This window comes from Bacillus sp. PDNC022 (assembly GCF_016919285.1).
GTDB lineage: Bacteria > Bacillota > Bacilli > Bacillales > Bacillaceae > Bacillus > Bacillus safensis.
Map to the genome: position 1 here is coordinate 2,269,754 of NZ_CP070345.1, position 19,739 is coordinate 2,289,492.

Below are 19,739 nucleotides of genomic sequence, written 5' to 3' on the forward strand. Positions count from 1 at the left end.
GCTACATAACTTTCTCCCTTTTTACGATTCCTGTTCCACCTTGACGAGAAGCTCGTATAATTTATGTGCGAGTTTGCCGGCATCAATGGTCATTTCTTCATGAATCCATTCCTCGAGTACACCCACGACACCAGACACGACAAAAGATGCCTCTATTTGCTCATTCTCTGTAATCGGCCGCTGATCAAGCTGCCACTCTTTCATGATTTTTTCTTTGAAAAATGCTTTGAATTGATTGGTCGTTGGGCCATTTGGTTTTACAAATAACGTCAACATATATTGATTCTCTTTCAAGTACTCAGTCGTTTTGTTTAAAAAGGAAAGCATATCAAGAGGGTCCTGACTTGGAAAGGTTTCATCATATAACCCCCCGAGCTGATCGAATAGTTCTTTCTCAAGCTGTTCATATAAATCAAACACATCTTGATAGTGCAAATAAAAGGTTCCCCTGCCTAAATCCGCTTTCCTTGATAGCTCTGATACCGTAATCTGCTGCACTTCCTTTTCCTTTAACAGCGCAAGAAAGCTTTCCCGAATGGCTCTTTTTGTTTTAATTGTTCGTCTGTCCTTCATGAAATCCCCTCCATTGTTGAACAATCAGGCGCCGAATGTCTATTTATGAACAGGATCTCGTTCATTGCCGATGTTCGATTGGTTTACTTCTTATTATAATCAACACATGTTCAATAATCTATATGTGTTCAATAAAGGAGGACTATCATATGTTTCATTTCAGACTTGCTAGAGAGGATGAACTGCCTCAAGTGGCAGAGTTGTTAGATGATTCGTTTCAGGACTATTCATTTTTTGACTTATTATGTGAAAAAGTCTCAAAGCGGTCTGCTTTCGCCCGTCAACTGCATTTGGTCAATACAAAAGTGTATTTTCAGCATCAAATCTGTTTTGTTGGGGTTGAGAACGAGAAAGTGGTGTCTGCTGCCCTTTTAAAGCATCCGCGTCTTCCTGAACCAGGCGTCATGGATTATGTGTTATCAGGTGGGTTGAAGCTGCTCTTCACTGGCGGTATATCGGCGATTCAGCATGTGTTCCGTGTTTTAAAGGAGGCGAAAAGAGCGTGTTCTTCCTTAAAGCAGCCTTACTGGTATTTAGAAGCACTTGTCGTGGCAAAAGACGAGCAAGGAAAAAAACTCGGAAGCCGCATGTTAAAGCAAGGTCTTTTCCCCTTTATCGCCCGGCAAGGCGGCGGACTGTTCACACTGATTACACACAATGAGGCCAATCGTCAGTTCTACCGAAAAAATGGCTGGATGGAGTTTGATGAAAGGGTATTGCGCGGAAAGGACATGTCCTTGAAAAGCTGGAGCTATAAAACCGTGATTAAATAAGGTATCCCCTTCAGGTGATGATATAATAGAGTCAGTTCAATCAACGATCATACTTGGAGGAGAGACTGATGATACGACGACTTGATCATATCGTGTTGACTGTACAACATATGGAGGACACCATTCGCTTTTATACAAACGTATTAGGGATGAAGGAAGAAACTTTTGGTGAAGGCCGTAAAGCGCTTCGTTTTGGTTTACAGAAGATCAACCTTCATGAAGCTGGTCATGAATTTGAGCCAAAAGCGGCTCATCCTCTTCCTGGATCTCATGATTTGTGCTTTATCACCGATTTAGACATGGACAGTTTGCTGCTGCACCTCCGGAAGCAAGTAGTCCCCATTGAAGAGGGGCCGGTCAGACGCACCGGTACATTAGGTCCAATTGAATCTGTTTATATTCGTGATCCTGATCTGAATTTAATTGAAATCTCTCGATATATAGAGGAGGGTGATCCGTCATGACTCGTATATTTTTGAGACCGATTGAAGAGCAAGATTATCCTGGTATTCAAAGAGGATGCCAGCATGCAGAAACACTTCATATGACTGGCACACGCAAAACGTTCACACTAGAAGAAATTCGCTCCGCCTATACCCGCTTTTTGCAAGATGACAGCAGACGAGATTTCGCCATTTGTCTGCTAGACACGAAAGAGATGATTGGGGATGCGGCAATTGTGGACATTGATCCAATCAATCATACGGCAAGCTTCCGCATTGCGCTTCACGGGCCGGAGCATTTTCAAAAAGGCTATGGCACTGAAGCTGTTCGGATGGTTCAAGCATTTGCCTTTAACACATTAGAACTCAACCGTCTTGAGCTCGAAGTCTTTTCCCACAATCCAAGGGCCTTTCGAAGCTATGAGAAAGCCGGATTTCAATATGAAGGAAAAAGACGCCAAGCGCTCTATTTCAACGGTACATACTCAGATGTCATCATCATGGGCATCCTTCGTGAAGAATATAACCACATGATGAATACAGATGCTCCCGCTTAAGAAGGGTCATCTTTTTTTAAAAATTGAATCCCAGTGACGATAATCAAACAAATGATGGAAGAGAGAACGATAGAGACGCTTGATAGACTAAGCGCCATGCCTTCCCATCTGCCAATAAAGAAACTGACAATCAATAAAACCAAACCAAATAAAATCAAGCATATAGGGACAATGAACCCCGCATGGCGCTGCCGGCGTCTTTTCCCCGCCCACCATGAGAGCCACAGGACAACGATTGTAAAAAAGGCGGTTTGCAGCCAGAACATGTATGTCAACTCCTATTCTCTTTTTTGATCCCATAACAACGGAGGTATTTCAAATGAACATTAGACCCATTGAGCAAAAAGACAATCCGTATATCGCAGCGATTATCCGCCAGTCACTAGAATCAGCGAATTTGGCGATTGAAGGAACTGCCTATACTGATCCCCAACTTGACCAGCTTTTCGAATACTATCAATCATTGACTCATGCAGCCTATTGGATTGCTGAAGAGCAGGGTGAGATTGTGGGTGGTGTAGGGATTGCTCCATTTACAAATGGCGTATGTGAATTACAAAAGCTCTATTTAAATCCAAAAGCACAAGGAAAAGGTGCGGGCAAAAAACTGATGGATACGGCGCTGGAATATGCCTCTACATACTACGAAGCGTGTTATTTAGAAACCCGCCGGGAATTAACAGCGGCTACAGGCCTTTATCAGCGATATGGCTTTTCTCTTCTTTCAGAACCGCTTGAAGGCTCCGAGCATTCTGCAATGGATGCTTGGTATCTCAAGACCTTCTCATCATGAGTCATAAAACAATCGATAGGTTTTGATCCTCTGAAAGCCTAACTTCTCTGCCAGTTTGATTGAAGCAAGGTGATGGACATCGCAATCCCAATGCGGTGTCCTCTTTTTTTCAAGACAGATGCTGATCATATGCTGAGCTGCCAGCAGTGCCAAACCTTTTCCTCGATAAGTCTCATCTGTCCAAATATCTATCTCCGCACGATCCTTACTTGAAAAAATAGAGACGCATTCACTTACCACGTTCTCTCTATCTAAAATGGCAATCCCGATTCCCTTTGATAGAAAGCAAGCTGTTTCTCCCCAATAGGCTTCATAATAGCTAGGAGGAAAAGCCCTGCTTGCAGTCATCACCTGCTCATTTGTCCGCTCTACTCTATAACCTGGATGAGGCGAAGTGACATGAGAATGTGCCTGTGGATAAACGTACGCATGTCTTTCCATCTCATTCAGATGTGACCCAAGGCATTTTTTCAACAACGCATCTGTTAATGGATTTGCTGAAAATATGGTAAATCGGCCGCTTTGTCTTTTCTGCCTTTCGTACACATCCACAATGAAGGCTGAGCAGCGTAACAGCTCCGCTTCACTTCTTCCTGCAACATAATAAATGCCGCATGAAGCTTCGAGAAAATAAACAAGCGGATGCACTTCATCATCGACATAAAGATGTCCTTGTATGACGCCATCCATGACCGCATCTACAAACACTGGATATGCCGGATCAATCTGTCTAATTCCTTTTTTCATTAATGGTGCCTTTTGCTGCCTCAATAGATGCACGATGCTCCCCCCTATCCTTCCATTATAAAGAAAAAGCAGCTGACATAGAGAATTCTTTGCCAAAAAAGGGATTTTGCATCAAAGGCGCCATTTAAAAAAAGAGACCTCATTTAAAAGGTCTCTTATACTCTGGATGATATTATTCTGCTGATGCTTCTTCTGTCACCTTCCCCTTCCAAATCAGGGTTAAGCCTAATCCAAGAAATAAGACAACACCTGCGAATAAAAATGGGAAATGAATATTTTGATCGAATAAAATGCCGCCAAGTGCCGGTCCGAAAATCGTACCTAGGCTTGTGTAGGTAGAGTTCATCCCTGCTACAAATCCTTGCTGGTTGCCAGCGATTTTGGATAAGAAGGTCGTTAATGCTGGACGCAATAAATCAAACGCAAGGAAAATGACACATGTGACAATCAAGACAACCAAAAAGCCTGAAACAACGGTTGAAACGAAAGCAAGGACAGCCCCGATAATCAGACATAGCTGAATGACTCTTTTTTCTCCTAGGGCATTTACCAGTTTACCAAACACAAGTACTTGGATGATGACTGCCACAATCGAGCTGACGGTAATGATGACGGCAATATCTTTTGGACCAAATCCAAACTTATGATTTGTGAACAAGCTAAAGACTGTTTCATATGCAGATAGTCCAAATGCGAGGACAAACACAATGATAAAGGCGATGAGGTAGCTTGGATGAATTGATTTTTTCAAATCTTTAAAGAAAGTCGATTCTTTCACTTCATTCATTTGCTTCTCTCGCTCTTCTTTTGTTAAAGGCTCCTTCAACATAAACATAGACGAAATGACGGCAATAAACGCAATCCCTGCCGCAAAGAAGAATGGCAGGCGTACGCCGTATTCTGCGATAAATCCGCCAATTCCCGGGCCAATGATAAAGCCGGTACTAATGGCCGCAGAGACATAGCCCATCGCCTTTGATCTTTCTTGAACGGTCGTAATATCTGCGACATACGCCGTGACAGCCGGCATAATAAATGCTGCACTAATACCGCCTAGAAGCCTTGCAAAATACAGAACATACACGTGTGTACCAAGACCAAAAACAAGTTCTGATAACGCGAATAGAAACAGCCCAGACACAATCATAATCTTTCTTCCGTAGCGGTCTACCCATCTCCCTGCAATAGGTGATGCGATGAGCTGAGCAACGGCAAACGCCGCCACAAGGTATCCCATCGTACTCCCTGTTAGATGCATGACATTCATGAATAACGGCATGACAGGAATAATGAGACCGATGCCTAAAAACGCAATAAATATATTACTTAATAAAATCACGAGTACTGCTTTTTGCTCACGAATCGGTTTTTGCATGATGTTTGTTTCCCCTTTACTGACTCACTTGTTACTCATGATGGTTGATTCCGTGAATAAACAATGAGATCGCCTCTTTTTGCAACTCTTTCTTCTGCTCCATGGTGTCATTTTTATATAACACGTCTAATCCATAAAAAACGGAAAGTAATAATTTCACTTTTGACTCCACATGCTGGATCGACCAGCTGCCATCTTTGTTTCCTTCAAGTAAGATATCTCTCATCACATCATCAAAATCGACATCAATCTTGTTCAGCCGCTCCATGACTTCGTCTGATGTAAAAGCACTGGCACAAAATTCCTCACTCGCTCTCATTAATGGGTAGTTAATGCCCATTTGACTGAGCATCTCTGCAAATGCAGCGAGCTTATCGACAGCCCGATGCTGTGTTTTCTTCTCCTCATGCCACGTTTCCATCATCAAACGATGATCCTCTTCCATAATATGAAGAAACAAAAACTCTTTTCCTTTGAAATGATGATAGAGATTGCCTTTACTCACCTCAGCAGCCTCTAAAATATCGCGTACGGATGTTTCTGAATATCCTTTTTTCGCAAATAAATCACGAGAAGCGGTGACGATTTTTTGCTTCGTCTTCTCACTCTTTCCAGCCCCGCTTTGTGTACTTGTCATGTGTCACAATCCCTTTCTACCCTGCATTTCTTCATGCGGACAAAATAATACCGACCAGTTGGTTTATTTTTTTATTATAAATGGATTTTCCTCATAATACAATGAAAAAGGCATTGGACTTCATAAGGAGTGATTCATGTGAAAACTAACAGAACAGTCATTTGTGCTATCACCAAAAAGGACTTATACGTATTTTTCTTCTGCGACCTTTTCATGGCTACTTTGGCGTACTACGTGTTCAAATTCAAGCCAACGACATTTTATGAATGTGCGGGAATCATGGGAAGTATTCTTTGTCCCTTTTTGATGAAAAAGTGGATATACCGGTGATCTCCCTTTCAAGTATATCCGTCATTCATTTAACTTTCCTTTATATTTAACTTCACTTAAATATAAAGATTGCCTATAATAGAAGAGAGGTGATGTCATTGGATGAGGAAATCATTCATTACGGTAAAAAGATCATTGAATACTCGAATGCGCTAGGCTCAATTTATGTAGAAGAGTATCAACGATTTTTAAAACATGAGTATGCAGATTTATCAGCCAAACAAGAGCTGACACTTGAACTATTGCGCACGAAAACGAGAACAATTAATGAATTAGCTGATTACTTTTCGATTTCTGCGAGCGCAGCTAGCCAGCTTGTATCAAAGCTAGAGCAGCTCGGCTATGTCAAACGAGAAATTAATCCACATAACCGAAGAGAAATCATTGTTGATTTTGCTCAAAAGGGCCATGACTATCACAAGAATACGGAAGACATTCAACTGCACCTTATACAAAAATACTATGCAAAGCTTCCAAAAGAAGATTTAAAAACATTACTATCTCTATACGAAAAAATCTATCAGATTGCGAAAGAAGCGCCTTAATACGGTGTTTCTCTCATCGACATTTAAGCTAGATAAACTATTAAGGGGATGAAAATATGAAAAGCGTTCATTTACAAGATGGCCGTCACATCGGTTTGACTCAATACGGTGATCTTGAGGGGTTTCCAGTATTCTTTTTTCATGGGACACCTGGATCAAGAGTGATGTTTTTAGATGATGATCCAATCTCTCAAGAACTCGGCATTCGTCTCATCTGTTTGGATCGACCTGGATTTGGTTTATCTACCCCTCTACCTGACCGTACAATTTTAGACTGGGCAAAAGACGTGCTGGAAGTGGCAGATGATCTTGGCATTCAACAATTTTCAGTGATGGGTGTATCTGGAGGCGGCGCATTCGCTGCTGGTTGTGCCTATCAATTGCCGGATCGCGTCCTTTCAGCTGCACTGATCTCAAGTACAACCCCTTTTCAGAACGGGAAACCGCCTAAAAGTATGCTGAAAGAAAATAAATTGGCTTTTTTCCTTAGTAAGAAGTTTCCTTGGCTATTGAAAGCAAGCTATCGTTCCCAGAAGAAAATGATTGAGAACAAACCAGAGAAATTTAAGAAGCTGGCCAAAAACGGGAACAAGCATTTACATCCGTGGGATCGGCAATTCCTTCAAACCGATGAGCAGTTAGAAATGATGATGACACATTTACACGAAGCGACTCGTCAATCGGTAGATGAATGTATTCGTGAACCCATTTTACTCTCGAAACCATGGGCATTCGATATGAAAGATATTCAAATTCCTGTTGATGTCTGGCATGGGAAAGAAGATACAATGGCTCCATTTGTAGAAATAGAAAAAATAGCTCGGGCGATTCCAGACGTCAAAACCTATTATATAGATCAAGCAGGGCACTTTCTTACTGATGTAGACGATATTTGGCGAGATATTTTACTCTCTTTAAAGGAGCGTGCTGAACATCAGGAACATGCATAAAAAAAAGACCCGATATTACTCGGGTCTTTTTCTTCATTAATACTGTTCATAATACTTCTGCACTTTATTTGGATCTTTTGTCTTCGTTAGTGCCAGCATGAGCAGAATGCGTGCTTTTTGCGGATTTAATGAATCAGACGACACAAAGTGATGTTCATCATCCGTTTTTTCGTGGGTGACAATTCCATTACCCGTTCGGCTTGATCGCACGAGAACCACATCTTTTTTCACTGCATCTGCTGCTCCTTTGATGGCTTCTGTTGACATCGTTCCATTTCCTGCTGCGGCTACAACAATCCCTTTCGCTCCTGCTTTCACTGCAGCATCATACATATATTTTTGATCATTTTGATAGCCGTATAAAATATCGACTTGCGGCAATTCTTTTATCTTCGATACATCAAAATCGCTTTCAGTTGTATGTTTTCTTGTTGGTTCGTTATAAAAGGACACCACTTCACCAGTAACTACTCCGATGTATCCTTGCTCAAGTGACTTGAAGGCATCGGTTGTGGTCGTGTTTGTTTTCGTAACAAATCGAGCTGATGCAATTCGGTCATTTAATGTGACCATGACCCCTTTGCCCTTTGCTTCTTTCGTTGATGCAATTTTCACCGCATGATACAAGTTAAGCGGACCATCTGCACTGATAGCCGACGCTGGTCTCATTGAGCCAACGACCACCACAGGCTTATCACTTTTGACTACCAAATGTAAAAAGTAAGCTGTTTCTTCAAGTGTATCTGTTCCATGCGTGATGACAATGCCATCAACTTGATCATCTTTTAATAGCTCATTCACTCGTTTGGCTAATTTTAAAAGAAGAGCGTCATCAACATTTTCACTTCCAACATTCGCTACCTGCTCACCAGTGACATTTGCAATATCCTTCAGCTGCGGAACTGAAGCAATGACTTTATCAATGCCAAGTGCACCAGATTTATAGCCTGTCGTATCTGTATCACTATCTGAACTGCCAGCAATCGTCCCGCCTGTGGCTAATACCTTAATATTTGATAAGGACTTATTCCCTGTTTCAATCGCATTGTTTTTCTCTTTTGTTTCATTAGATACGTTTTCTTTTTCGCTTTGAGTATTCTCTTGAGTGCCTGTGTTCGCACAGGCTGCTGTCACTAGTAATAAAACAGAAAGAAGGACAGCACCTAACCATTTTGTCATGTTCATTGGATCATCTCTTTTCCTCATTTGATGGATTTCATGGCTAAATCTCTTTCTATAGGCTTTACTTTATACCATACCTTCATTCATCGGCATGAGGCTAAAGATTTAGAACCAAATACTGGGAATGCTCCTTATATTTTTAATGAATTACTTTAAAACATAAAAATAAATTATAAAAATAACCCATTTAACCTTAAATTTACCTTAACAAAATTATTTATATATGGAAAAAAATAATTACGTGAGTAGAATATACTATAAAGGAGGGAATATGAAAATAAAGTTTATTTTTCTTTTCTTGTTCATAATAATCACTATTGTTTTCATTTACATACCTAAAAATGATCACAACATTAAAATAGCAGTCATTGATAGCGGTATTGACGTAAATCATGTTGATGTTTCTGTTATAAAGCGCTTTGATAATAAAAAAACAGTGATGGATTCTTTCGGACATGGTTCTGCAATTGCTGAAATTATTAATAAAAACAATGAGAACATAGATTTTTATGATGGAAATATTTTAGACGAGAATGGAAACACAAGTGTAGAAACTTTAATCAAAGCATTAGATTGGTGTATTGACAACAAAGTGAATCTCATCAATATGAGTTTTGGTCTTTCTGAGAATAATGTAAAACTTAAAAAAAAGATTGACGAAGTCGTTAGTCATAATATTTTAATTATAGCTGCTGCAGGTAATAAATTTGGTTTAAAAAGTGATTATCCTGCTCGTTATAATAACGTGATTTCTATTTCTGCTGTTGATGCTCAAAATAAGATATATAAATTTGCAGCTAAAGGAAAAATTGACTTTGTTTCTCTTGGTGTAGATGTAGAAACAGTGAAAATAAAAAAATTGGCTGAAGTTAAAGTTTTAAGCGGTACTTCTTTTGCTACAGCAAATGCTACAGGGTATATTTCCAAGGTAATACCAGATGACTTTTCGCTATCTTTTAAAGATATTCTTCACAGATTAAAACAAAAAACTCAACCGCTGAATAATGACGAACGAGATTCAACTTATGGTTATGGCCTATTATTAAATAAGAATTAGGAGTTTATGATGTTTAAGAATATTATTAAAGTAATATGTTTAGTAATGATATTTTCAATTATTGGACCTAGCATTTCTAATGCGACTATGAATTCAAATGAACATGATGAAATTAATTCAAATGATATTAACACTTTACAAAACACAGGGGAATTGCATAGTACAGAGGTCATTAAAAACACGAATAATGAACAGGAACTTGAAGTAAGTGTTGAAAACGAAAATTTATTGATCAACAGTAAAGTGATTTTATCTCAAGAATCGGAACAATTATCAATGGTTGAGGCTGAAATTGTTGATGAAGACACAAAAGAAACTGTAAAATATAATTTTGAAATAGCAGATATTGATGTTGCTGAAAAAAGCGACCCTCATCTCTTATTAGTGGATATTGAAACCGGCGAAGAGTACACAGTAAGTGACTCACAAATTCAAGCATCATGGTATCCTTTAGTAATCGTAGCAATCTATATTGCTCGTGTTGGAATTAACCAAGCAATAAAGAAGTTTGGTAAAACTGCTGTTAAAAATGCTGTTAAAAAACATGGTAAGAAAACCACTACTTCAAACGCAGTCAAAAAAGTGAGTATGTCACGGCTAGACTATCATTATAAGAAACACAAAAAAGAATTTGGTAACATTACCAAATCTGAGTATTTAAATAAAGCACGCAAACTATTAGGAGCAAGTAAGAGCAAAAATATTTTAGAAAAGAAAAGCAAGAAAAAATTTAATGGTAAACACCGTTATTATAAATATAATAAAAAAACAAATGAATTTTTATCTGTAGAGAAACAAAAAGATAAAGATGTCATTATCACTTTTTTCAAGCCTAAAAGAGGAATTAATTATTGGAAGGACCAGTAGAAATGAATAAAAACATTTGTTTAATTTGTGGCTATAATGAATTAGAAGAAAGACCTTACTATTCCGATTTTGCAGGTAGTAACGAGATTTGTCCATGTTGTGGTTTTGAGTTCGGAGTAGATGATTTTGATTGTGATGAATTTGATCATGAAGGGTTAACAGACCAAGAAATCGTTGAAAAATCCCATATCATTTGGAGAAAACATTGGATTGAAAACGGACTAGAATTGTTCAATCCTAAAATCTTTTCTCCAGAATTTCGAAACGGTAAATTTTTAAAAAGAGATTACTTAGAGATTCAAATGAAAAAGAATCTTGGATTAGATTTTAATGATATTTAAATGGACAAAGACCACTCAGGTTTTATTCTGAGTGGTTTTCATATTTTAATATATGTCTTTATACAGCAAAAAAGCATTTTATGTATAGGTTGTTTTTATCTAATTTATTAGCGTTTTCAGTAATCCAAATACGCTTGACCCAGCAGACATCTTTCAGTGCAGTGATCACTGTTAATCTGGTAAGGGTAACTGACATACCTCTCCACTTGTTACATACGTCACCAAATCCCCCTCCTACTCTAAACCATACAGTCAATCATGCCATAAAAAAATCACTGAGGATATCTACCTCAGTGATGGAATCTTTATTTCATAACTGTACCAGCGTGTGAAAAGATCGGATCTTTCAATTCAAATTCGAATGTCTTTCCGTCCACAATACCGACTGTTTTTTCACTGTCATAAAGCTCAAGCATACAAGCTGCCATTTCTTTTGATGTATGATATTTCTTGAAATTGCCTTCATATTCAAATTCGTCTACATCCAATGAACGCTTTGCAAATTCTGATTCTGTCGCGGATGGCGCTAATACTTTTGCCTGTAATTTGGCTCCTTTTCCTTTCAACTCTAGGGCCAGCCCTTCTGTAAAGGCGCTCACGTAAAACTTCGTTGCTGAATAGGTGACAGCATTGCCGACGACTGTATAGCCTGCTCGTGAAGAAATGTTAATCAGCTGCGCTCCCTCTACTTGCTCATAATCATGAACAAATAAGGTGGATAGAATCGTTAATGCTTCGATATTCAGATGAAGCATGTCCCCAATTTTACTTAAATCTTGTTCTCCTATAGAGCCAAAGTGACCAAACCCTGCATTATTTATAAACGTATCCAGCTCATAATTTGATAATGATTCATAAAATGAATACACTTGCTCTATGTTTGTTAAATCGACTGACTGTATGACTACTTTGATATCGGGATATTGATCATGAATCTTTTTCTTCAATTCTTGGAGTTTATCGAGCCGGCGTGCAGCTAATATAAGATTTTTCCCTCGTGCTGCAAAGGCAAGAGCCGCCTCATATCCAATACCTGAGCTTGCTCCTGTAATGACTGTATAGCCCATTTTATATCCCCCTATTCGTGTCTTCTTACTGGTTAAATTATAACGACAGCGTTTCGCTCAAGTCAATTTTGAAGAGAGTCAAAAGGCAACATGTCTAACTTAGTACAGCTCCTCAGTCACTTCCTTTTGAATCATTTTGGAGGATATCATGTTGAGATTTTTTTGTTAATTTTTGAAAAACCAATTGGTAGGAATGTTCGATTAGCTCCTCTACAAATGAGGAGGGAATGTCTGCATCAAGGTAAATGGAATTCCAATGAGTCTTATTCATATAGTAGCCAGGGATAATTCCTTCATGCATCTCTCTTAGTTCTTCAGCACGATGAGGATCACATTTTAACGTGATGATAGGCTTTCGATTAGCATCTCCCCCCATCATAGCAAACATCTTTCCGCCAATATGATAACGATCTGCCTGCCACTCAGGTTGATAATCATGGGTTGTTCCTTTTAAAGAAAGACAAAATGCCTGTAGCTGTTCTTTTTTCATTTCATTCGCTCCTTTTTAAGAGGTTATCTATTCTTTCTATTATATCGACAACGAGAAAAGATATCTGATCCTTTTTACATTCACTTTTCTTTTTCAGAAACAAATAATAAAAGCACAGGCCCATTGTCTCCTGTGCTTTGAATCACTTTACTTTTCTTATTCGAACGCCTTTTTTAATTGATCCCCCATCAGATGCCAAGCTTCTTCAGCTATGGCTAAATCTCCGGCATGCGTGAAGCCGTGAGGGACACCTTTAAATTGTTTGTACGTGACGTCTACCCCAGCTTCTTTTAACTTGGCAGCATATTGCTCGGCTTCTTCAGCCAGCGAATCCCTCTCTGCTGTGATGACGAGAGCTGGAGGCATTTTTGCTAAGGTTGAACGATCTGCAAAAACCGGAGAAACGAGCGGATTTTGCGGATCTTGGCCTTGCAGATAGAAGGAATTAAAGAGTCTCGCCAATTCAACTGGAATCGCTTCTTCAAACGCTGGCTTTTGTGCTGGATCAGTGGCTAGATCGAGCGGCGGATAATCAAGCACTTGATAGGCGATTGGGAGTGTATTTCCTCTTTGAATATTCAATAGACAAGCAGCCGTTGCCAAATTTCCTCCTGCGCTATGTCCGCCAATAGCTAATGCATTCTGATCGATTTGAAGTTCATCAGGGTGTTCATACAGCCACTTCAGTACATCGTAGCATTCATGGAGAGCGGCTGGGAAAGGGTGCTCGGGTGCAAGCTGATACTCGACATTGACAACGATACATTGCGCCCGGTCTGCAATGACTGGACACCATGGATTATCCATTTCAGCACTGCCCATGATAAATCCGCCGCCATGTAAATTCACAAAAACAGGAAGCAGCTGTTTTGATGTGTTCACTGGCTTAAATACCCACACCTTTGTTTCGCCAGCACTTGTTGGAATATCATATTCCATTTTGTTCACTTCAGGAGGATTTACTGGTTTTAGTTCCGATTGACTCGCTAATGAACCTTCAGATGGCTGGCGTAATGATGCAGCGATTTTGATTTGTTCTTCTAAGTTCATGATCTCAGACTCCTATCTTATTCATTTCTTAGTTACTCATTCGTTTCCTTTTCATCTTTTCCTCCTAATGAATCAGCAGCAATTTTCATTTGTTCACTTTTTACCTATCTCCCCTTTTTCTCTCTTTGAAACAAGCATTGGGCAAATAAAAAAGCACTGCGGCGTTATGTCCACAGTGCTTTTCATTTCTCTTATGATACTTGCTGTTCTACCTTCACTCGTTTAATGAAGAAAGCGATGATTAACCCAATGACGGTCATGATCACGGCAAAGATAAATGCATGCTGGACGCCATTTGTAAAGGCGAGCAGCTGATTCATCGGATTTGTGGGATCAGACACATTTTCCATAAAGCTGCGGGCTCCTGATGAAAGAATCGAGATACCGATTGCAGTTCCAATGGCTCCTGCCACCTGCTGCAATGTATTCATAATCGCTGTACCATGCGGATATAGCTCTGGCGGCAGCTGATTCAATCCATTTGTTTGAGCAGGCATCATGATCATCGCGATTCCGATCATTAATGTAATATGAAGGGTTACAATGAATCCAATCGACGTATTCACACTTAGATTCGTAAAGCCAAACATCGTCGCTGCGACAATGACAAGACCTGGAATGACAAGCCATTTTGGACCAAACTTATCAAATAAACCACCCATGATTGGGGATAGCAGTCCGTTGATAATTCCACCTGGCAATAGCATTAAACCTGCTGTAAATGTAGAAAGCGCCAAGGACGTTTGCAGATACAATGGCAAAATCATCATAGCAGACAGCATCACCATCATACACACTAAAATCAGAAGTAACCCAATGACAAACATCGGATATTTAAACGGGCTTAAGTTCAGCATTGGTTCTTTCATGTTCAACTGTCTTAAAGAGAACACAAGAATCCCTATGACACCAACTACGATTGCAACAATAACGTGCATACTGCTCCAGCCGCCGCCTTCACCGGCACTGCTAAAGCCATATACAATTCCGCCGAAACCAATGGTTGAAAGCACAATTGATAAAATGTCGATTTTCGGTCTTGTTGGTTCTGTAATATTTTGCATAAAGATATAACCAAATACGAGTGCAGCAATTAATAAAGGAAGTGAAATCCAGAAAATCCAATGCCACGTCAACGATTTCAGAATAAGTCCAGAGACGGTCGGGCCGACAGCTGGTGCAAACATGATCACAAGACCAATAATCCCCATCGATCTGCCTCGTTTATGAGGTGGAATGATGACCAAAATCGTATTAAACATCAATGGTAGAAGCAATGCTGTGCCGACTGCCTGCACGACACGTGCTACCATTAAAATACTAAAGACCGGCGCAACCGCCGCAATAAATGTTCCGATGATCGAAAAGACGAGCGATGTAATGAAAAGCTGTCTTGTCGTAAACCATTGAAGAATGAGTCCTGAAATCGGTACGAGAATACCAAGTGTTAATAAATATCCTGTTGTCAGCCACTGAGCAGTCGTCGCTTCAATTCCAAAGTCTAACGTTAAACTTCTCAGCGCCATGTTTAATGCCGTTTCACTGAACAGGCCAATAAATCCAGCTGTGATAAAAGAAATAATAATGGGCAGCGTTCGAATTTCAGAAGCTGCTGCTTTCTGTTTGTTCATATTAAGTTGGCTCCTTTTCTTTTTGAATTTAGATGAACTTAGGAAGTCAGGGTGGTCAGAAATGAGCCACTTTTATGTCTATTGAAAGACGGATAAAATCTGTTTTTCTGCAGCAAATTGAGCTATTCTTTCGATTGAATAGCCAGATTCATGTATATAAAACATGAGCTCAGGCGTCATTGGAGAGGACATACATAACGTTGTCAGTTCTATATCCTGTATGTTCGCTTCTCCCTTTTCTCTCGCTTCCTCAAGCAAATCACGAATGATTTGTCTAAGTGATTGACTGTAATGACTCTCATACACTTTACTTGTCTGCTCTAAATTCCCAGAAATTGTGAGCATCCGAATCCAGTCTAGATGGTGACCGACGATCAGATGAATTTCTTCGAGAACATAGCGCAAACGTTCACGGACCGGCTGATCACTTATTTTGCTCAAGTAAAGATGCAAAGCTGGGATCAGCTGTTCAAATCTCTCCCCAAGGATAGAAAGGCACAGATCACTTTTATTGGCGTAGCGGCGGTAAAGAGTGCCCTGCCCAACACCAGCTGTTTTCGCAATTTTGTGCATGCTGACATTTTCTACACCAAATTCTTGAAACAAGGAGAATGCGATCTCTTCAATTTCCTCCCCAATATCCTTTTCCACCATGCTCACCTTCTTTACCTTCATCCACATGACACTTATCTCTATGTATTAAATCAAAACACTTTAGGTTTTTCTTGGGACAATTGTCCCGATATTATCTTACGGACAACTGTCCGCAATGTCAATCATTATTTTTTACTTATGATCCTTCTTTCAATTCTATTAAATAATGCACACTGTTTATCATTATTTAGACCGATTTTCCCTTTTGAAAGAATCATGTATGATCAATAAAGAAAGCGCTTCCATAAAAGGAGAGGAGAATGCGAATATGTACCGTATGAAACGAATGTTGATGTTGCTTGTCACTGGATTAGTCTTGAGTTTGTCCACATTTACAGCGGGTGCCTCGGCACAAACGGGTGGATCGTTTTATGAACCTTTTAACAACTATAATACGGGGTTATGGCAAAAAGCCGATGGATACTCGAATGGAAACATGTTTAACTGTACGTGGCGTGCAAATAACGTGTCGATGACCTCATCAGGTGAAATGCGTTTATCGCTCACAAGTCCCGCCTATAACAAGTTTGACTGCGGAGAAAACCGTTCCGTTCAAACGTACGGCTATGGGCTATATGAAGTCAACATGAAGCCAGCCAAAAATGTGGGGATCGTCTCTTCTTTCTTCACTTATACGGGACCGACTGATGGTACGCCTTGGGATGAGATTGACATTGAATTTCTAGGAAAAGATACGACAAAGGTACAGTTTAACTACTATACCAATGGTGTAGGAAATCATGAAAAGATCGTCAACCTTGGTTTCGATGCAGCGAACTCTTATCACACGTATGCATTTGACTGGCAGCCAAACTCTATCAAATGGTATGTCGATGGGCAATTAAAGCATACCGCCACCACTCAAATTCCTCAAACACCAGGGAAAATTATGATGAACCTGTGGAATGGTGCAGGTGTCGATGAATGGCTCGGCTCCTACAACGGTGTTACACCGCTCCACGCACATTATAACTGGGTGCGTTACACAAAAAGATAACTCTATCAAAAAAACCTGTGACAAGTCACAGGTTTTTCTTCGTTTAATTAGAATGAGTTTTCAGCTGATGAGCGAGTTTTTTCTCATGATTGTGGATAATATCTTCATAACTTTCTATTTTGAAATCCAATCGTTTAATGGTCTCTTCGATTTCCTTTTGTTTTTGAACGAGTCTTTCTCGTTCATTGACCAAAATGTTTTTTCGCGAAGATAACGTATAATCATCATCCTCAAAAAATAAGGCTGTATATTCTCTAAGCGCATCAATCGAGAGCCCTGCATTTCTCATACACTTGATAAATTCAATCCATTGAAGATCATCCTCTGTATAATCACGAATCCCATGATCGTCACGTTTGATTTCCCTAATCAAACCAATATTTTCGTAATATCTAAGTGTCGCAGTGGATAAATCGAGCTGTTTTGCTGCTTGTGCTATTTTCATTGTACCCTCCTTCTTTCTCTTACCTTCCGATCTCCCTTTCCTCATCATCTCCATTTTGAAAAAGAAAGCAAGATGCTTTTGGCTCAATTCTTGATTCAAGAATGTCGTAAAAGCCTGAATTCATTATCACAGAAGGTTTTCTGTTGACTTATAGTCCACTTTAACAAGTACAGTATAGAAGAAAGAATCGAATCTTATTTTTGAAAGGATGATCAAGAATGTGTCAGACGCACCAATCAAATGTTTTAAGAGTTTCACACGCAAAAGCGAATTTTGAACGGACGATCATTGAACGAAGAGCGCTTCGTCCACATGATATTTTAATTGATATTCAATTTAGCGGGATCTGTCATTCAGATATCCACAGCGCTTTTGATGAATGGGGCGGCGGCATTTTCCCGATGGTTCCGGGTCATGAGATTACTGGGGTCGTTGCAGCTGTAGGTAATGATGTGACGAAATTTCAGATCGGAGACCGTGTAGGCGTTGGCTGCTTTGTGGATTCCTGCGGCACCTGTGAATATTGTCAAAATGGAGACGAGCAGTATTGCACAAAAGGGGTCGTCCAAACGTATAACAGCCGTGACTATGACGGGGAACCGACTTATGGCGGCTACAGTCAAAAGATTGTCGTGACAGAGCGCTTTGTCGTCAGCATTCCTGATCAACTGCCCCTTGATGCCGCAAGTCCTCTTCTCTGTGCTGGCATTACCACTTATTCACCATTAAAGCACTGGAAGGCAGGCCCTGGCAAAAAGGTTGCTATCGTCGGAATGGGCGGACTTGGTCATGTCGCCATTCAATTCGCGAGCGCTCTAGGTGCTGAAGTGACGGTGTTGAGCCGCTCTTTAAATAAAAAAGAAGAAGCACTGTCATTTGGCGCAAAAGACTACTTTGCTACAAGTGATCCTAATACGTTTCAGACACTAGCCGGTCAGTACGACCTCATTCTCAATACGGTCTCTGCCAACATTAACGTGGATGCCTATTTGTCCTTACTCCGTGTAGATGGAACCTTGGTGAACGTCGGTGCACCGCCTAAACCGGATCAATTCCACGTCTTTTCATTAATTTCCGGCCGCCGCAGCATAGCCGGTTCACTCGTTGGCGGCATCCAAGAAACACAAGAAATGCTCGATTTCGCAGCTGCTCACAACATCGCACCACAAATTGAAGTCATCAATGCTAATCAAGTTGATGAAGCGTATGAACGTGTGCTGAAAAGTGATGTTCGTTACCGTTTTGTGATTGATATTTCGACGTTATGATCGAATTCTATTTTGAAAGACTGGCTCAATGGCTGGTCTTTTTTTTTAACCATGATTTCCTCATAAACAGCTGTTTACGTTTGAAAGACTGGATGGCGGATACAAAGGGTGGAGTCCGAGCAGTAATTGTGGTTATCCTGTTCTTCTTATAGCGAGGAGAATATGTTCAAATTAAAAAAATCACATCCAAAATTCCTAAAAAATTAACTCTCTTTTTTAGAACTAAATTTGTTGACAACAAATAAATAAACATGTTATTATTAAAAATTTGATTATTTCACCTCCAAGTGTGGTACCCTTAAAGTAGATACAATATATGGAGGTGGATGATATGTTTCAAATTGGTGATAACATTGTTTATCCAATGCACGGAGCAGGTATAATTGAAGCCATAGAAGAAAAAGAATTCTCTGATGAAAAACAGCAGTATTATGTGATTAAAATGTCACTCAGTCATATGAAAGTAATGATTCCAACACGGAAAATGTCAGGATCACGTATAAGACCTGTTACAGATATACTGGCTTTAAAGAATGTGATGCACATTTTCCAGCATGGCAAATCAGATCAATTACTGACGTGGAAAGAACGGCATACAATTAATACAAACAAAATAAAAACGGGTAACATCCAAGATGGTGCTGAAGTTGTGCGTGATCTTATGCGTATGAAGAAAGAGAAAGCACTAAATGCTAGTGAAAAGAAAATGCTGGATGATGCCCATGAATTTTTGCTAAGTGAATTAGAAGTCATCAAAGGGATTACAGAAAAACAAATAAAAAGTTTTTGTTAAGAATCTCTTCCACGCTCACCATTTTTGAATACACGTTCTCTAAGAACATTACCACCCTTCATTTTATTTAAAAAAAGAATTTATTTAGGCAAATTCCGCATATTGTAAATCCAATATGCTATACTGTTGATAAACCTTTGAAGCATGAATTTTTTTTACGATTACCTTGTAACA

General features: G+C 39.7%; 24 protein-coding genes. 12 read left to right on the plus strand and 12 right to left on the minus strand.

Translation table 11 applies throughout. From position 1 onward, the window contains the following. Nucleotides 1–21: 21 nt before the first annotated feature. A complete protein-coding gene (locus JVX94_RS11745) occupies nt 22–573 on the minus strand; it encodes a TetR/AcrR family transcriptional regulator (protein ID WP_095407835.1) in 552 nt (183 codons plus the stop codon). A 149-nt stretch (nt 574–722) separates the two neighbouring features. Here JVX94_RS11745 and JVX94_RS11750 point away from each other — a divergent pair, with 149 nt between their 5' ends. The 3 genes from JVX94_RS11750 (at nt 723) to JVX94_RS11760 (ending at nt 2,346) form a co-directional block, all read left to right on the plus strand. Beyond that, a complete protein-coding gene (locus JVX94_RS11750) occupies nt 723–1,346 on the plus strand; it encodes a GNAT family N-acetyltransferase (protein ID WP_205183213.1) in 624 nt (207 codons plus the stop codon). Between the two features lie 68 nt (nt 1,347–1,414). Then, on the plus strand, nt 1,415–1,810 hold the full coding sequence (locus JVX94_RS11755) for a VOC family protein (protein ID WP_024425420.1): 396 nt from the start codon (nt 1,415–1,417) through the stop codon (nt 1,808–1,810). Beyond that, entirely contained in the window at nt 1,807–2,346 is a 540-nt protein-coding gene (locus tag JVX94_RS11760) for a GNAT family N-acetyltransferase (RefSeq protein WP_095407833.1), read from the plus strand. Before JVX94_RS11755 ends, JVX94_RS11760 begins: the two co-directional genes overlap by 4 nt. On the opposite strand, the gene JVX94_RS11765 is transcribed toward JVX94_RS11760, so the two are convergent. Continuing rightward, entirely contained in the window at nt 2,343–2,612 is a 270-nt protein-coding gene (locus tag JVX94_RS11765) for a YesK family protein (RefSeq protein WP_205183215.1), read from the minus strand. The two genes, JVX94_RS11760 and JVX94_RS11765, sit on opposite strands and share 4 nt — an antisense overlap. 53 nt (nt 2,613–2,665) lie before the next feature. Here JVX94_RS11765 and JVX94_RS11770 point away from each other — a divergent pair, with 53 nt between their 5' ends. Further along, nucleotides 2,666–3,139 carry a GNAT family N-acetyltransferase gene (locus JVX94_RS11770; RefSeq protein WP_205183217.1) on the plus strand — a complete coding sequence of 158 codons (474 nt, stop codon included), beginning with the start codon at nt 2,666–2,668 and terminating at the stop codon, nt 3,137–3,139. Here the strand turns inward: JVX94_RS11770 and JVX94_RS11775 are convergent. From JVX94_RS11775 to JVX94_RS11785, 3 genes are all read right to left on the minus strand, one after another. Then, nucleotides 3,134–3,919 (minus strand): GNAT family N-acetyltransferase, encoded by a 786-nt coding sequence (locus JVX94_RS11775; RefSeq protein ID WP_205183219.1) that lies wholly within the window; start codon nt 3,917–3,919, stop codon nt 3,134–3,136. The two genes, JVX94_RS11770 and JVX94_RS11775, sit on opposite strands and share 6 nt — an antisense overlap. A 139-nt stretch (nt 3,920–4,058) precedes the next feature. Further along, a complete protein-coding gene (locus tag JVX94_RS11780; protein WP_024425416.1) occupies nt 4,059–5,261 on the minus strand; it encodes an MFS transporter in 1,203 nt (400 codons plus the stop codon). Between the two features lie 31 nt (nt 5,262–5,292). Further along, complete coding sequence (locus JVX94_RS11785; RefSeq protein ID WP_095407829.1) at nt 5,293–5,898, minus strand: TetR/AcrR family transcriptional regulator; 606 nt, start codon at nt 5,896–5,898, stop codon at nt 5,293–5,295. A 422-nt stretch (nt 5,899–6,320) separates the two neighbouring features. Here JVX94_RS11785 and JVX94_RS11790 point away from each other — a divergent pair, with 422 nt between their 5' ends. Beyond that, nucleotides 6,321–6,773: a MarR family winged helix-turn-helix transcriptional regulator gene (locus JVX94_RS11790; RefSeq protein WP_034284102.1), complete on the plus strand. Its 453-nt coding sequence runs from the start codon at nt 6,321–6,323 to the stop codon at nt 6,771–6,773. A 56-nt stretch (nt 6,774–6,829) separates the two neighbouring features. Beyond that, nucleotides 6,830–7,723 carry an alpha/beta fold hydrolase gene (locus JVX94_RS11795; RefSeq protein ID WP_205183221.1) on the plus strand — a complete coding sequence of 298 codons (894 nt, stop codon included), beginning with the start codon at nt 6,830–6,832 and terminating at the stop codon, nt 7,721–7,723. 36 nt (nt 7,724–7,759) lie between these two features. Here JVX94_RS11795 and JVX94_RS11800 read toward each other — a convergent pair whose 3' ends face one another. Next, nucleotides 7,760–8,908, minus strand: coding sequence for a type II asparaginase (locus JVX94_RS11800; protein WP_111289868.1), 1,149 nt, complete (start codon nt 8,906–8,908; stop codon nt 7,760–7,762). A gap of 268 nt (nt 8,909–9,176) precedes the next feature. On the opposite strand from JVX94_RS11800, the gene JVX94_RS11805 reads away from it, so the two are divergent. The 3 genes from JVX94_RS11805 to JVX94_RS11815 are packed head-to-tail and all read left to right on the plus strand — an operon-like array spanning nt 9,177 to nt 11,170. After that, complete coding sequence (locus JVX94_RS11805; RefSeq protein ID WP_205183224.1) at nt 9,177–9,962, plus strand: S8 family peptidase; 786 nt, start codon at nt 9,177–9,179, stop codon at nt 9,960–9,962. 9 nt (nt 9,963–9,971) lie between these two features. Further along, nucleotides 9,972–10,829 (plus strand): SAR2788 family putative toxin, encoded by an 858-nt coding sequence (locus tag JVX94_RS11810; protein ID WP_205183227.1) that lies wholly within the window; start codon nt 9,972–9,974, stop codon nt 10,827–10,829. After that, a complete protein-coding gene (locus JVX94_RS11815; protein WP_205183230.1) occupies nt 10,814–11,170 on the plus strand; it encodes a hypothetical protein in 357 nt (118 codons plus the stop codon). The genes JVX94_RS11810 and JVX94_RS11815 overlap by 16 nt, the downstream gene beginning before the upstream one ends. Before the next feature lie 305 nt (nt 11,171–11,475). Here JVX94_RS11815 and JVX94_RS11820 read toward each other — a convergent pair whose 3' ends face one another. From JVX94_RS11820 to JVX94_RS11840, 5 genes are all read right to left on the minus strand, one after another. After that, nucleotides 11,476–12,237, minus strand: a complete 762-nt coding sequence (locus tag JVX94_RS11820; protein ID WP_205183232.1) for an SDR family NAD(P)-dependent oxidoreductase — start codon at nt 12,235–12,237, stop codon at nt 11,476–11,478. Between the two features lie 112 nt (nt 12,238–12,349). Beyond that, nucleotides 12,350–12,727: an MmcQ/YjbR family DNA-binding protein gene (locus tag JVX94_RS11825; protein ID WP_144472917.1), complete on the minus strand. Its 378-nt coding sequence runs from the start codon at nt 12,725–12,727 to the stop codon at nt 12,350–12,352. Nucleotides 12,728–12,883: 156 nt separating this feature from the next. Further along, entirely contained in the window at nt 12,884–13,777 is an 894-nt protein-coding gene (locus JVX94_RS11830; RefSeq protein ID WP_205183234.1) for an alpha/beta hydrolase, read from the minus strand. 191 nt (nt 13,778–13,968) lie between these two features. Beyond that, entirely contained in the window at nt 13,969–15,408 is a 1,440-nt protein-coding gene (locus JVX94_RS11835; RefSeq protein WP_205183237.1) for a DHA2 family efflux MFS transporter permease subunit, read from the minus strand. A 78-nt stretch (nt 15,409–15,486) separates the two neighbouring features. Continuing rightward, nucleotides 15,487–16,083: a TetR/AcrR family transcriptional regulator gene (locus JVX94_RS11840; RefSeq protein ID WP_223250939.1), complete on the minus strand. Its 597-nt coding sequence runs from the start codon at nt 16,081–16,083 to the stop codon at nt 15,487–15,489. 247 nt (nt 16,084–16,330) lie between these two features. Here JVX94_RS11840 and bglS point away from each other — a divergent pair, with 247 nt between their 5' ends. After that, on the plus strand, nt 16,331–17,059 hold the full coding sequence (gene bglS / locus JVX94_RS11845; RefSeq protein WP_025093569.1) for a beta-glucanase: 729 nt from the start codon (nt 16,331–16,333) through the stop codon (nt 17,057–17,059). Between the two features lie 43 nt (nt 17,060–17,102). Here bglS and JVX94_RS11850 read toward each other — a convergent pair whose 3' ends face one another. Continuing rightward, nucleotides 17,103–17,504, minus strand: a complete 402-nt coding sequence (locus JVX94_RS11850; protein ID WP_095407819.1) for a MerR family transcriptional regulator — start codon at nt 17,502–17,504, stop codon at nt 17,103–17,105. A gap of 218 nt (nt 17,505–17,722) precedes the next feature. Here JVX94_RS11850 and JVX94_RS11855 point away from each other — a divergent pair, with 218 nt between their 5' ends. Together JVX94_RS11855 and JVX94_RS11860 are read left to right on the plus strand one after the other, a co-directional pair. Further along, complete coding sequence (locus tag JVX94_RS11855) at nt 17,723–18,772, plus strand: NAD(P)-dependent alcohol dehydrogenase (RefSeq protein WP_205183239.1); 1,050 nt, start codon at nt 17,723–17,725, stop codon at nt 18,770–18,772. Nucleotides 18,773–19,103: 331 nt separating this feature from the next. Then, nucleotides 19,104–19,565, plus strand: a complete 462-nt coding sequence (locus tag JVX94_RS11860) for a CarD family transcriptional regulator (protein WP_095407817.1) — start codon at nt 19,104–19,106, stop codon at nt 19,563–19,565. Nucleotides 19,566–19,739: the final 174 nt, after the last annotated feature.